We start from the raw sequence: 13,592 nt of genomic DNA, 5'->3' as shown, positions 1-13,592 counted from the left end.
CGTAGCTGTACACAAATTCGCGAAACGCGACGCACGATCTCTCTGCGTGCGAAGCAGGCCACGCTACTCACTCCCAACGCCTTGGGCGACCGCCTGCAGGATTGTCGAACCCGCCCGGTCGATGGCGATATCGACGCAGCGCCGGCGGCCCATCGCCTCGATAAAGGCGGGCTTGCGTTCCGGCGGCACGATTATCAGAAGGAATCCGCCCCCGCCCGCGCCGCAAAGCTTGCCCGCCAGCCCGCCCTTCGCAAGGCAGGCGTGGTAGAGATCGTCGATTTCGGAGCCCGAGACCTTGGACGAAAGCAACCGCTTGAGGCGCCAGGATTCCGCCAAGAGCGGGGCCAGGGCGGGCGCGATGTCATGGGGATCGCGGGCGCCGCGGATGACCGCCTCCGCCGCATCGACGATGTCGCGCATGGCGGCAAGCTCGCCGTCGCGCTTTTTCTCGGACGTATTCTTGATCTGCTCGTCGAGAACTTCGGAAGCATGGCGCTTGATACCGGTATAGACGAGGACGAACCACCGGCCCAACGCATCGAGAGAATCGGGCGCCAGATCGATGGGCCTCACCGCGATGTCGTCGCCTCTGAAATCGAAGCGATTCAGCCCGCCGAAAGATGCGTGCAGCTGGTCCTGAACGCCGACGCGTTCCTTCAACATCTCGCGCTCGACATGGATCGCGCGGCGCGCCAGCTCCATCTTCGTGCAGCACCGCCCGGCCATGTGCCAGACAAGATTCTGAAACCCCACGGTGAAGGCCGACGAACTGCCGAGGCCGGCGCTGGCAGGCAGATCGGCCTGGACGCCGTAATCGGTGGGTTCAACGGCGGCTTCGTCGGCCAGAACCGTGCGCACCACGGGGTGGCGGATGTCGCGGACATGGTCGACCGTTTCGATGCGCGAATAGCCCAGACGGAAACGGTAATCCACCATGGCCGTCAGCGGCAGGGCGGAAATATAAATATATTTGTCGATGGTGAAGCCGAGGGCGGCGCCCGGGTTGTCGCGGAAATATTCGGGATAATCGGTGCCGCCGCCGAACAGGCTGACGCGCAGGGGGGTTCTGGAGGTGAAGATCATGGCGTCTTGTACCGCCCGGTCATCCGCGCGCGTATTGCGCGTAATTGGATTTGTCGATCACGTGCGGCTCGGGCAACGGCACAATGAAGGCGCCGCCGCCCAGGATGTACGCACGTTTCTTGACGAGAAATTCGTCGAGAAAATTCCATGGCAGCACGAGATAGGCGTCGGGCGGCGGCGTCGCGTCTTCGTCGGCGATCGGGATATGGCTGCCGGGCATGAGTTTGCCGAACTTGAGCGGGTTGCGTTCCGTGGCGAGGGAGACGAGATCGGTCGTAATGCCGAACGAATTCAGCAGCGTCGACCCCTTGGCCGGCGCGCCCAAGGCATGCACGGTTTTCCCTTCGTCCCGGAACCGGCGAAGAATATTCAGCAACTGGTCGCGGATGACGGAGACCCGGCGCGCGAAAGCCTCGTAGGTTTCGATCGAGGCGAAACCGCGGCGCGCCTCGTCGGCGCGCATGGCCGCGACCGACGGTCCGATCGGGCGCGCGCCTTTTTTGGCGACGAGAAGCTCCATGGTGCCGCCGTGGATCGGCACTAAGGACGCCTCGAAGGTCTCAAGCCCGTGCCTGTCGAAAAGCCGGGAAATCGAGGTCAGCGACCAATAGGTCAGGTGCTCGTGATAGATGTTGTCGAAATGGTTCTTGGCGATCATCTCGCCGAGATAGATTGCCTGCACGCAGAACACGGCACCGGCCTCGCACATAAGGGCGACGCCCTCGGTGGCGCTATGCAGTTCTTCAAGGTGGAAGAACACCCCCGCAGCGGTGACCAGCGCGGGCGCGCCGGCATCGCGCAGGATGCCGCGCGCCGTCTCGGCGTTGAAAAAACGGTGCAGCGTGTCGATGCCGTCCCGCCGCGCAAGTTCGACGAGATTGCCGGCGGGCTCGACCCCGAGCGGGCGCATGCCCGCGGCCTTGAAATATTTGAGCCAGGTGCCGTCGTTGCTGCCGATATCGACGACGAGGCTGCCCGGCGCGAGCCCCAGAGTCTTGACCAGCCGGTTGGCGCTGTCCTCGAAATGGGCGCGAAGGGTCCGGGTCGTCCCCGACACGTAGGGATAATCGGAAAACATGATTTCCTTCGGCACCGTGTGGTCGATCTGCGCCGTGGAGCAATCGCGGCAGAAGCAAAGGCGGAGAGGATAGACGGGTTCCGGTTCGCCGTCGCGCGAGGGCGGGATCAGCGTATTGCAATGGGGCTGGTCGCCAAGATCGAGAACCGGAACGACGTTCGACCCATGGCAGACGCGGCAATTCATAGCGGGTTTCCGGTAAAGGACGGCTAGGCGCTCGAGCGCAAGTAGTAATCGACAGTCTTGGCGATACCGTCACGGATCGGCGTAAATTGAAAGTCGAGCGTGCCCCGAATCTTTGCGGTGTCAAACACTTTTTTGCCGACCCCCGTATAGCGCGTGGTGTCGTACTGAACCTTGGCGGGGTCGTAGCCGACGATGGCGCAGATCATCTCGGCGTATTCGCGGATGGTGAGCGCCTGTCCGCTGCCAAGGTTGAGGATGTCGTTGCCGATGGCGTCCGTCCCCATATGGATGAGGCGGATCGCGTCATCGATGAAGATGAGTTCGCGCACCTGCGACCCGTCGCCCCAGAGCACCACCGGATCGCCCTTCCGTTTGCCCGCGACGATCTTCTTGATGAGATCGAAGATGAAGTGCGAATCCGCGTGGTCGAAATCGGGCCCGAACAGGGTCGAGGGAATGAAATACCGGTACCGCATGCCGAACTGCTTGTCGAAGGCGCGAAGCCCCTGAAGAAGCATGCGTTTGGTCATGGCGTAGGTATAGAGATCCCGGTCCGGCTCGCCCGTCATGTAGTTTTCTTCGGAAAGCGGCAATTCGGGCGGGTAGGCGCAGCTCGTCCCCATGGTGATGAAAAGCGCCCTGGGCTGGCGTTCGCGCCAGTACCAAAGCGCGTTGGTGTTGATTTGCTGGTTGATGATCCACTGTTCGCCCGCGTGACGGAGGGCAAAATCGCCAGCCTTTGTCCAGGCCGCCAGATGGTAGATGCGGTCGAAAGCGATGTCGGGAATATGGGCGAGGTTTTCCTGACGCGTCAGGTCGCAGTTTTTCGAATGGACGACGGTGGTGTCGAACCCGCGGCGCGCGAGATCGGGGACGAGATGCCGCCCCAGAAAACCGGTCCCCCCTGTCACCAGCGCCTTCATGGCGTTTGCCGTTTCCTTTCCGGCTTCGGTGCCGACATGCCGCCGGCGTTGCTGTGGATCAGACCGCCGTGCCGTTCGATAAAGGCGCTGGCGGCGGCCAGGGTTTCCGGCGTGCCGATATCGATGAAGGGCGCCGTCACCTTGAAGGCAAAGAAGGCAGAGCCCGCGCCAAGCGCCTGCGGGATAAGATCGTATTCGATGCTCATGGCGGCATTCGCCGGAAACCGCCCGAGGAGAGCGCGCGAAAAAAGGTAAACCCCGCCGTTGATCCAGCCGCCCCCCGGCCGTTTCTCGCCGAAGGCGGTGATGCGCCCCGAAAGATCGATATCGAGCGCGCCGTAACGCAGGGCGTCGTCCACCGCAAGCGCCGCCAGCACCGCATCGGCCCCACCCTCGTCATAGCGCGCGACGAGCGCGGAAAGATCGCAGAGCAGCAAAGAATCCCCGTTCAGGACGAGAACGCGGCGATAGTCAGGGTGGACCGCCTGCAGCGCAAACAGCAGTGCGCCGCCAGTGCCGAGCGGCGCTTCCTCCTGCCGGCAGAGAACCGACACGCCGCCAGGCAGGTCGAGGGTCGCCACCCAGTCCGCGACCTTTTCCCCGGAATGGCCGGTGGCGAAAACGATTTCCGTGACGCCCTGCCCCAAAAGCCAAGCCGTGACCCAGTGCAAGAACGGCTTCCCCGCCACGCAGAGCATGGGTTTCGGCATATCAGCCGTTGCGGGCCCAAGCCGCGCGCCGCGCCCGCCCACCAGAACGATCGCCGGCGGCATTCCCGACGAAAGCCCCGTCCGGTCAGACATTCGAGAAGCGCGCGTTGTTAAGCATGCGGTAGCCGCGGAGGAGTTCGCGTACCCCGCGGTCGAGCGACCAGGCGGGCTTGAATCCGGTCCCTTCGATGCGCGCGTTGGAGACGATGTAGTTGCGCTTGTCCGGGTCTTCGCCGATGGGGGCTTCGAGAAAAACGAAGTCGGGCACGTAGCGCTGGATCAGGGCGCAGAGTTCCAGTTTCGAGAAATTGGCGTCGGACAAGCCGACGTTGAAAGCCATGCCCCGCATGGCCTCGAAATTTCCGATCGCATGGACGAAAGCCGCAACGACGTCGCGCACGTGGATATAGTTGCGCTTGAAATGGCCCTCGAAAACGACGACGAAGCGGTCGTTGACTGCGCGATAAGTAAAGTCGTTGACGAGAAGGTCGAGGCGCATGCGCGGCGATAGGCCGAACACCGTGGCGAGGCGCAGCGAAATCCCCTTTCCTGAATCGAGGATTGCCTTTTCCGCCTCGACCTTGGTCTGGCCATAGAGCGAGATCGGATTCAACGGGCTATCCTCGGTGCAGAAATTGTCGCCCTGGCCGATGCCGTAACCGCTGTTGCTGTTCGGAAACACGAGGCGCTGGTCCCGGCCAATGTGTTTCAACAGCATGAGCACGGCGTCGCGGTTGATGGTTTCGGCGCCGATCGGATCGCGCGCGCAGAGCGGCGCGCCGACCAGCGCCGCCAGCGGGATGACGATGTCGGCCTTGGCGGCAAGACCCTTGACGACCCTTTCGTCGCGGGCGTCGCCGCGCACCGGCTCGAACCCGTCATACTGGCAGCAGGCGGCGAGATGGGCCTCGCCGCGCGCAAAGCTGTCGAGAACCGCGACGTTGTGGCCTTCTTCGAGGAGCTTCGGGACCAGGACGGCGCCGATATAGCCGGCGCCGCCGGTCACCAGGATTTTTGATTTCATGCGTTACCCTAAACTACTTTGTTAGGCGCCACCTTAGGCCCCTTGACCCGCCTTTAGCCCTTTATCTATTGCCGCCTGGAATTTCGGGCATATCAACTTTCTCGACCTTCGCATATATGGAAGCCGATCGACCTCGGCATGCACCCTCCTTCCATCGCCTCAGAGTCTCGGGAAGGAAATCATCGCTTCGCCGCATCCACGAGATAGGGATGACCCGACAAAGCCAATGACCGTAGGGATCGAAGTTCTCCATCCTCAGATAGATAAAATGAGGCGAATTCGCAGCGAAAGCGCTTTCCGGACCGGTCCCTTCTAGCGCGCCACCCAGCAGGTCATCCAGTGACATCATCCGCCGGTCGATCCCGGAATCTATCCCCGGCGATTTGATTGCGTAAAGGGTCGAAAAGGCATCAAAATAATCCTGTTTGGACAACCGGTTCTTGTTTTCACTTGTTGGGTCGACAAGCATTAGCCGCGAGCCGTGATCACCGTGAACGATAACGATGGCATCCTTAAGAGCTTTCCGCTCTTTCATAACATTCAGGAGCTTCTCTATCTTGGACAAAGCGCACCGGACTTGCGGGATATAGGCCTCATATCCAGCTAGGCGCGAACCTGGCGTATTGAACAAAACCGGATCCCCATCCCATTGGCTGCTAACTCTCGTCGGCCATTGCAGGACCGGTCGGCGGATGCCACAGGATGAATCGACCGCAAAGGGTTCGTGCGGCAGGAGGAAATGGGCGAAAAACATGTCCCCCCGCGGCGCCGATGCTACATCGGCGATCAGGCGTTCGAATGCGGGCAGAACAGTCAACGGCCAGATACGATAGAGGTGGTGGACTCCCCACGCGGGAAGATCGAAACCGATTCTGCCGAGATGCTTTCGAACCGGTTTATACAATGCCTTCAGTTTTTTTTTCAGAAACAATAAGTCGGAATAAACGGATAGTACGAATTCCAGCTTTTCCGAATCACTGAAGCCTTTCAGATTCACGCTTGAAATCTTGCCCTGATCATAGGATACGCAGGTACCGGTATTTCTTTTTGACGAACCGCAAAAATCCAAGAACATGGATTGATAAACATTAATTCGATAGCCCCTGGCGCCGAGCTTGTCGAAATAGAGGTTCCGGTTCAGTCGATAGGATGTCAGATATTCGTTCTCTGAAAACAAGCCTTCGAGCTTTCCATTTTTTCGGAGTTGAAGGCAGAGGAAAGCGACTGTTGGGTACGGTCATATAAACTGTAGGCCCGGCTGAATACCCGAAAACCATTCCCCGAGAAGAGCTCCTGGATTTCCGTTTTGATGGCCTTCTGTGCAGGCGCGTCGTCTTGAAAGCCCTCAACACCCAACTGCCCATCCAGAATTATATGAACGTAGACAGGCAAATCCGATTTTGCCGCATTTTCCGCTGGAGAAGATGTCGAGGCGGATGTTGTGACCGGACCTGCGTCGGCAAACGGCAGTGATACAAGCGTCGCGACCACCATCGTGCCGAATACGGCAGTCACCACCAGGCTCCGGTGGGCACTGGGCAGACACAGCATAATGAGAAAGGCTGATCCGGTAACGGCAACGACGAGAAAGCCGCCAATAAACTGGAAATCCGCGAAAACCAGAATGAGTCCCGTCAGCATCAGAAGCCGAAGACCGGGAAATGGCGCTAGTTTCAAAAAAAGTGCGAGTCCCCCCGCCAAAAAAGCAAAGCCCACGCCAACGATCAGATTGCTGCTCTCGAAGACAAAATCATTGCGGGCGATAAAATTAAGATAGGGGAACAGCAAAAGAAGAAAGAAAGACAGGGCGTCGAGGAGGAACGCCCTTCGGGCCGTCTTCGCAGAAATATCGCCAAGATTATCTGGCATCATCTTTTGCCGTCATGCGATTGCGGTACCAGATTAACTTCCGATTGCTCCGGGTCACGGTCTTCATTTCGACAATCTCGGAACGCTTGGCTAGCGCGCCCAGGAAATTCTCTTCGGTATAATCCGGGAAGATGTCCTCTCTGAATGCAAGCAATTCCTGAACCATGGGATCCTGCTTGGGTACGAATTCGATTACCCCTTGGGGCGCCAGCTTTGTAAGCCAGGAAACGACCTCGTCGAGCGGGACGTTGCGGCCAATCGCGATGTGGTGAACAAATGCCAGGGCGACAATTCCGTCCGCCCCGGCACGGCCAGCCAGACCCAGGCGTTCGCGTTCGCTCCAGCCCTGGCTGGGCGAGGGGTTGGCACCATCAAGGAGCAAAGGCAGAAACCTCAGATTTTGAGTTGCGGAGCGGGAGAAGGCGAGTTCCAAAGCCCCCTGATCGCAATCAAACCCCACACAGTAACCGGCACCATTTCTTAAGGCTGTATCGGCATAGTCGCCGGTGTTGCAGCCCATATCCCAGAGAATCGCAGGTTTCGTTGCCGCCACAAATTTTCCGATGAATGACTTTTTCTCAACGACCTCGTCATCGCTGTAACTGTGGGTGCGCGTGTAATCCTGCCAAACCGTCTTTCCGGTATCGGCGGGCTCAAGGGTCTCAATCCATAACCTCAGCTTCGAGAGCATCCGCCGGTAGGAGGCTAGCGGCAGCTTGGCTGTTGCAAGCGTTCCTTTGCTTTCCCTGTTCGAAAGCGACGATCTCTGCAAGGCGGATTGCAGGACCACGTGGACCAGGACATTGGGCGATAATTTGGACGTCCAGCGGAGGAGTCTCCGTAGCTCGGTCGTCCCAATTCCCTCAACCGAGCCCCGATACCAGGCATTATGGGGAACACCGAGCTTCGCGCGGAGCAATAGCGGGTTGAGGAATTGCTCGCAGAACTGACGATGACCACCCCAGACTTCACCCTCGCGGTACCTGCGGAAGGACAGGATATCGATGAAAAGCGGTTGCGTTCCCAGAAACTGAATATTGTAAGCGCTCGCGTCGGACAGCGTAATTCCAGACGCAAGCGCCTCAATTTGAATGTCCAACTGGAGTAGCGCTGCGGCCTTAAGGGCGGGAAATGGCCATTCGTATGGATAGGAGATAAATGGCAAACGCGGATGCTCGACAACGTACTCGGCGTCCTTGCCGTAGTCCTTCAAGACATCCGAAGACACAGGCGTTGCCCGGATAACTTGGCCCGCATCCGCAAGACGGTCGAGCAGGCCCGTGCCGCGAACAAACTCGAAATCCTCAGCGGCATAGGTTTTGATCGTCCGAAAGACCCGATCGTCGACATAATAAATCCGGCCGCTCGGATCCCGGAAGGAACCGGGTTCAAGGCGGACCCGAGTCATCGCCTGCCCCACCTTCCCCCCTCAGACCCCTTGGAGTTTCCCTTCCGGCCAAAAAAGCTTTTGATGCGATGCCAATACAATTTGGCAATCACAAGGGCGCCGGCAACACCTCCAAAAAGGAGTTGAAGAATTATGCTGCCTGTTCCGGGATCTAAATAAGCGTAAGCCGCATTATTGACATCAAAGAACAGAAGAAAAATCAGAAGGCGCAATAAAATATTTTTATGGAATATTTTATGCGATCCTTTTTTCAATAAATGAAAACAGACCGTCGCAATACCCGCCCCGGACAAAATCCGATTCCAAGCAAACCGGTTTTTCAGCAAGTTAAACGAACCGATGACCGGCACCGCAAACGCGGACGGGGCGAGGCCGCGAAGGCGCGCGCCTTCTTCGAGGAGCTTCGGGACCAGGGCGGCGCCGGCTATATCGGCGCCGCCGGTCGCCAGGATTTTCTGAGCCATGGGTTCTGTCGGGCCTTCCTCATGGTCTTACCGGTCGTCATGTCGCAACACCGCCGGCGCGCGTTGACCGCATAACTTAGCGCCCGCGCGGAGGGATGCTGTAACGCAGGGCCGGGGCGCCTTGCAAGGATGCCGGCTTGCGGATGACAGCGTAGCAGCTCCAGCCCACGGTCAGCCACGACCAGTATTCGAATCGCCGCGCGTCGCGCAAAATCAGCGTTAACGGGATAAGCGCCGGCGAGAGAATCCGGATCAGCCAGGAAATCTGGTGTTTCGTGACCTCGGGCTCGCAGCCGAGGAGGCGCGCCAGACGGAAAAGCGCCTGGGGCGTCCATGGGCGCGAGAGATGGGTCGGATCGTCGAAGAACGAAAGGGAATGGAAAGCCTCGAACTTGAACGGCATGGAAGGGAGAAAGAGCGCGCGCTCGGACGGCGCCTCGATATAGACCCTTCCGCCTGGGCGGCAGACCCGGAGGCAGTCGATGACGAGGCCTATCGGATCGCGCACATGTTCGAGGACATGGGATGCAACCACGAGGTCGAAACTGTCGTCGTCGAACGGGAGGCGTTCGTGGTTGAGATCTGCACGGCGGAAATCGACCCCGACCGGCACGTTTCCGGGGTCCGTGAAATCGACGCCGGCATGGCGGAGATCGCCACGGCCGAGGCCCGCGGCCTGGGCCACCCGCGCGAAGCCGAAACACCCGACATCGAGCACGGCGCCGTTCCGGGGTGATTCGAAGAGACAGCTGTCGAGCGGCCGTTTCATCCGGGCACCATGTGACGGCGATAGATGGCGTGCACCCAGGGCACCAGCACGAACAGCGACACGGCTGTAAAAACCACCGCCATCCACGCGGCGTCACCGTAGGCGGCGACGAGAAGATTGCCAAGGACGACCAGAATTGCGGAAACGAAGACGGCGGTCACGAAAGGCTCCTTCTTCTGAAAGCGCACGGCGGCGGTCTCGACATTCGAAACTTGATAGAGCACGGCCGCCAAGACGAACAAAGTAAAAGCGGGAAGGCTGCCGAAGCGCCACCCGATGGCAGGCGCGAAGGCTTGGATGCCATAGACCAGCGCCACGGCCGCCGCCGCGAGGATCGCCGAGACGAGAATATTGCGCCCGATGGCCAGCCGCACCAGCGCCCGAAGACCGCCGAGATCTCCTTTGGCGGCCAGCGCGCCCATTTTGGGCTGGTCGACGGTAAGCCGCGCCGAGGCCAGCTGGTTCACTGCGTGAAAAGCCTGGACCATGATGCCGATCTGGCCTGCCGCCACCGGCCCCGAAAGCTTGAAGGCGATGGGCGTGAAACTCTGGAACACGAGGAAGCCCGCTGTCCAGCTTGCGAAGATGCGCCATTGCTGGGGCCAGAATTCGCGCCGCCAATCGATGGCGGACGCCCGGTCGCGGCCGTGGCGAAGGCGGAGCAAGGGCCGGGCGGCCAGGGTGTTGAGGGCATGACCGAGGACGGCGCGGCCGGCGAACACCACCGGCACGGCATAGAGACCGCCGCCCAACCCGAGCGTCGCCCAACCGGCGAACGAAGCGACCACGTTGGCGGCAAGCTGATTGCGCTGGCTGAGCGCCACCTGGTGGCTTGCGTCCAACAGGCTGGTGACGGGAACAAGCAGAAGACAGAATGCGGCGAAACCCGCCAGCAGCCACCACGGCAACCGCCAGTCGATATTTTCCGACCCCGCCTGGGTCGCGAAGAACAGGTCGCCGCCCAAGCCCAACGCGACGAAGAAAACCATAACGGCAACGCCGTACCAGCGGAAACCGATATCGACGAGCGAAGCAAGGCGCGCCTTGGCTTCCGGCGATCCAACAACGGCACCGTTTTCATCGAAGCGGAGATGCGCCCATTCGTGGCTGCAAAACTGCGTCAGGACGCTGCCGAAGCCCATGTCGGCAAGCTGCAGCAGGACGAGCAGGCTTAAAAACGTATAATAATATCCCTGAAGTTCTGGGCTGAGGGCGTAGATCACGAGGGCGATGAAAACGAGCGTCGAAACGATCGACCACGACCGGTTCAGGAACGTGTAAACCGTGCCCGCCTCCGGTTTTCTGTCAATCCAGATCGCTTTCACTTCTCGTGCTCTCCGCGCCGTTGATCGGCGAGGCCCTTGGCGGACGTCGCCGCGCGCGCCGCTCAGTATGCGTTTTCACCCCGGAGAATCGCAATCGGCGTTGCCAGAATGATGCGCAAATCCAGCCAAATCGACCAGTTCTCGATGTAATAGAGATCGGCTTCGACGCGTTTCTCGAGCTGCTCGACGGTATCGGTGGCGCCGCGCCAGCCGTTGATCTGCGCCCATCCGGTGATGCCCGGCTTCACCCGGTGACGATGGGCGTATTTAGCGAAGACGTCGTGATAAAGCTTTGCCCCCGCCTTTGCCCCAAGTGCGTGGGGCCGCGGCCCGACGACGGACATGTCGCCCTTCAGCACGTTCAGGAACTGGGGCACCTCATCAAGGCTGGTGCGGCGGAGAAACGCGCCGACGCGCGTTACCCGCACGTCACCGGGTGCCGTCAGCGCCCGCGCGCTCTCGTCGCTCATATGCACATGCATGGTGCGGAATTTGTAAGCGATAAAGATGCGGTTGTTGAACCCGTAGCGCCGCTGACGAAAGAACACGGGGCCGGGGCTGTCCAGTTTGATGGCAAGGGCGATACAGATCATCAGCGGCGCAATGAAAAACACGACGGCGGCGGCAAGAATCTTGTCTTCGACCGACTTGACGAAGTGGCTCCAGTCCGAAAGCGCGGGCTCCGCGAGGTGCAGGACCGGCACGTCGCCCAAATGGGTGACGTTGGCGCGGCCAAAATGGAAGCCGACAAGATCGGGTCCCAGGCGCACGCGAACCGGCAAGGCCATCACGCGCTCGAGCGTTTCGAGTATGCGGTTTTCGGCGGACCAAGGAAGGGTCAGAACGACCTGATCCACGCGATGGGTGCGACAATAAACGATGAGATCGTCGACCGTGCCCAAATACGGGCAACCGTCGATGTCCGCGGGCGTGCGCGCCGCCCGGTCGTCAAACACGCCGATGGCCGTGTAGGCGTCGTCGTTTCGCTGCTTCAACCGTTTGATGAAACGCCGGGCATTCTCTCCCCCGCCCACGAGCGCAAGGACGGTACGGAGCCGACCGTCGCGATGCCAGCGCCGAATGACCACCGCCAGCCCTGTGCGGACGAGCAGCATGGCAAACAGGCCCCCGCCGTACACAATGCCGACCCAGGCGCGCGAAAACTCTTCGGACACTTTCGCCAGGAAGGCGGCGGCAACGATGGTGACGAGCGCCGTGGTCCAGGCAAGAAAGATGCGACGCAGCAGGGCAAAACGCGACGGATCGAAAAGGGTTGCGTAGACGCGGAACAAACCGAAGAAATTCTGCTGCAGCAGAAGCAGCGCGACCATGAAGCCTGCGTAGTATTCCGGAACCGCATAGCTTTCGCCTTCGAGATAAAGGCCGTAGCCGGCGGCGCCGACGAGCATGACCGCAGTCGCGTCAAATGCGCGGACGGCGCCGACGACGAGCGGTTCGGAAATCGGTCGCAGGGTCTTGATATCGGCCATGACTACCTATTCGGGACGAAGATCCCGCCGGTCACGGGCCGCCGCCAAGGCGGCGGCCAAGGGAATAGAAGATATAGACCATCCGTTCAGGAAAGGCGCGGCGGGCGATGCCGAGGAAGATTTAGGGAGCGAGACGAACGGGGCGTGCACCGGGAACGCAAGGGCCGCCGGGCGGGCTAGAGGAGGGCCTGGACGGCGAGGACCGAGGCGATCCAGAACAGGGCGTTGAATCCGATCACAACGAGAAAAACCCGACGGATCGACCACTTGCCGGCTTGGCCGTAGGCATGACGGCGATCTGCGAAAAGATCGCCGGCAGCAAGGGGGGCGGAATCGGAAACCTCGATCAGTGCCATGGCCGAATCCTTCGTCGGGACGCGCCACCATCCTGCCCCGGAGCCGTAAAAAAAGATTTAAGGCCGTCGTCAACGGACGAATCTGGGGCGGCGTTTTTTTACCGTCCGGTATGACAAGTCCGCAACGGAAATCCTTTAAAATCAAGCCATTAGTCCAGCCCCCCTAACCTTATGGAAGGCGCGTCCAACCCTTAGGAATGACGCTTAACCCCATGGAATGGCGTCGAAATAACTTCCGCCGTTGTTCACCACGACGGTTTCTGGTAACTTTTTCAAGCCGTATTGGCGGCACAAGCCATATTGGCGGCAACTGGAAGTAGGAGCCTTTGGCGCGGACCAGCGCGGCCGATCGGATGGGGGAGATGACATGAAGTTCTTTATGCGTTCTATCGCGATCGCCGCGACGGTCATGGGGCTTTCCTTTACACCTGCACATGCCGAACTCGATCCGGCCACCCAGGCGGCGGTCGAAGAAATTATGAACGGCCCGGCCGACGAAATCGGCGCGAAGCTGGAAGCGCTTGTGGCGCAAAATCCGGCGCTCGCGGCGGATGTGGCCGCGTTTGCATTCGACGTCGCGCCCAATCTGGTTTCGATCATCGCGACCAGCGTGACGGCGGGGGCGCCCGATGCGGCGACGGCGGTGTTCGACGCGCTGGCGGCAAAAGCGCCGGATCAGGTGACGACCATCGCGGCGGCGGTGACGAAGGCGGCGCCGCAGGCGCGCGTAGCGATCGAGGCGCGCGCGGCGCAAGTGCTGGCCCAGACCAGCCCGGCCGCCGGCAACCAGGGGGCCAATCCGCCAATCGACAAAGAAACTTCCTCGAAGGACATCACGACCCTGGCAGCCAACGAAAATACCATTAGCCAGTCGCAGTAAGCAGCAAAGCGGGCGGGCGCCGGCGCG

At 60.4% G+C, this 13,592-nt stretch carries 14 protein-coding genes; 1 reads left to right on the top strand and 13 read right to left on the bottom strand.

Translation table 11 applies throughout. The features are described 5' to 3' along the window. Positions 1-63: 63 nt before the first annotated feature. The 13 genes from AB1781_05065 to AB1781_05005 form a co-directional block, all read right to left on the bottom strand. Complete coding sequence (locus AB1781_05065) at positions 64-1,083, bottom strand: hypothetical protein (protein MEW5703940.1); 1,020 nt, start codon at positions 1,081-1,083, stop codon at positions 64-66. Between the two features lie 19 nt (positions 1,084-1,102). Next, on the bottom strand, positions 1,103-2,347 hold the full coding sequence (locus tag AB1781_05060) for a class I SAM-dependent methyltransferase (protein MEW5703939.1): 1,245 nt from the start codon (positions 2,345-2,347) through the stop codon (positions 1,103-1,105). 23 nt (positions 2,348-2,370) lie between these two features. Further along, entirely contained in the window at positions 2,371-3,270 is a 900-nt protein-coding gene (locus tag AB1781_05055; protein ID MEW5703938.1) for an NAD-dependent epimerase/dehydratase family protein, read from the bottom strand. Next, positions 3,267-4,073: a sugar phosphate nucleotidyltransferase gene (locus AB1781_05050; GenBank protein MEW5703937.1), complete on the bottom strand. Its 807-nt coding sequence runs from the start codon at positions 4,071-4,073 to the stop codon at positions 3,267-3,269. Before AB1781_05050 ends, AB1781_05055 begins: the two co-directional genes overlap by 4 nt. Then, positions 4,066-5,004, bottom strand: a complete 939-nt coding sequence (locus AB1781_05045) for an SDR family oxidoreductase (protein MEW5703936.1) — start codon at positions 5,002-5,004, stop codon at positions 4,066-4,068. The genes AB1781_05050 and AB1781_05045 overlap by 8 nt, the downstream gene beginning before the upstream one ends. 61 nt (positions 5,005-5,065) lie before the next feature. Beyond that, complete coding sequence (locus AB1781_05040; protein ID MEW5703935.1) at positions 5,066-6,181, bottom strand: hypothetical protein; 1,116 nt, start codon at positions 6,179-6,181, stop codon at positions 5,066-5,068. Continuing rightward, complete coding sequence (locus AB1781_05035) at positions 6,157-6,876, bottom strand: hypothetical protein (GenBank protein MEW5703934.1); 720 nt, start codon at positions 6,874-6,876, stop codon at positions 6,157-6,159. Before AB1781_05035 ends, AB1781_05040 begins: the two co-directional genes overlap by 25 nt. Further along, the gene (locus tag AB1781_05030) at positions 6,863-8,293 is read right to left on the bottom strand and encodes a class I SAM-dependent methyltransferase (GenBank protein MEW5703933.1); all 1,431 of its coding nucleotides are present in this window, start codon (positions 8,291-8,293) and stop codon (positions 6,863-6,865) included. Before AB1781_05030 ends, AB1781_05035 begins: the two co-directional genes overlap by 14 nt. Further along, positions 8,278-8,745 carry a hypothetical protein gene (locus tag AB1781_05025; GenBank protein MEW5703932.1) on the bottom strand — a complete coding sequence of 156 codons (468 nt, stop codon included), beginning with the start codon at positions 8,743-8,745 and terminating at the stop codon, positions 8,278-8,280. Before AB1781_05025 ends, AB1781_05030 begins: the two co-directional genes overlap by 16 nt. A 76-nt stretch (positions 8,746-8,821) precedes the next feature. Continuing rightward, entirely contained in the window at positions 8,822-9,514 is a 693-nt protein-coding gene (locus AB1781_05020) for a class I SAM-dependent methyltransferase (protein ID MEW5703931.1), read from the bottom strand. Further along, positions 9,511-10,839, bottom strand: a complete 1,329-nt coding sequence (locus tag AB1781_05015; GenBank protein MEW5703930.1) for a hypothetical protein — start codon at positions 10,837-10,839, stop codon at positions 9,511-9,513. Before AB1781_05015 ends, AB1781_05020 begins: the two co-directional genes overlap by 4 nt. A 62-nt stretch (positions 10,840-10,901) precedes the next feature. Continuing rightward, complete coding sequence (locus AB1781_05010) at positions 10,902-12,329, bottom strand: undecaprenyl-phosphate glucose phosphotransferase (protein MEW5703929.1); 1,428 nt, start codon at positions 12,327-12,329, stop codon at positions 10,902-10,904. 176 nt (positions 12,330-12,505) lie between these two features. Next, the gene (locus AB1781_05005) at positions 12,506-12,685 is read right to left on the bottom strand and encodes a hypothetical protein (protein MEW5703928.1); all 180 of its coding nucleotides are present in this window, start codon (positions 12,683-12,685) and stop codon (positions 12,506-12,508) included. 241 nt (positions 12,686-12,926) lie between these two features. Here AB1781_05005 and AB1781_05000 point away from each other — a divergent pair, with 241 nt between their 5' ends. Next, positions 12,927-13,565, top strand: coding sequence for a hypothetical protein (locus AB1781_05000; GenBank protein MEW5703927.1), 639 nt, complete (start codon positions 12,927-12,929; stop codon positions 13,563-13,565). The last annotated feature ends 27 nt before the right edge of the window (positions 13,566-13,592 follow it).

The organism is Pseudomonadota bacterium (assembly GCA_040752895.1).
Lineage (GTDB): Bacteria > Pseudomonadota > Alphaproteobacteria.
Note: the sequence above shows the minus strand (reverse complement) of the source record. Positions and strands in the feature narration are given on the sequence as shown.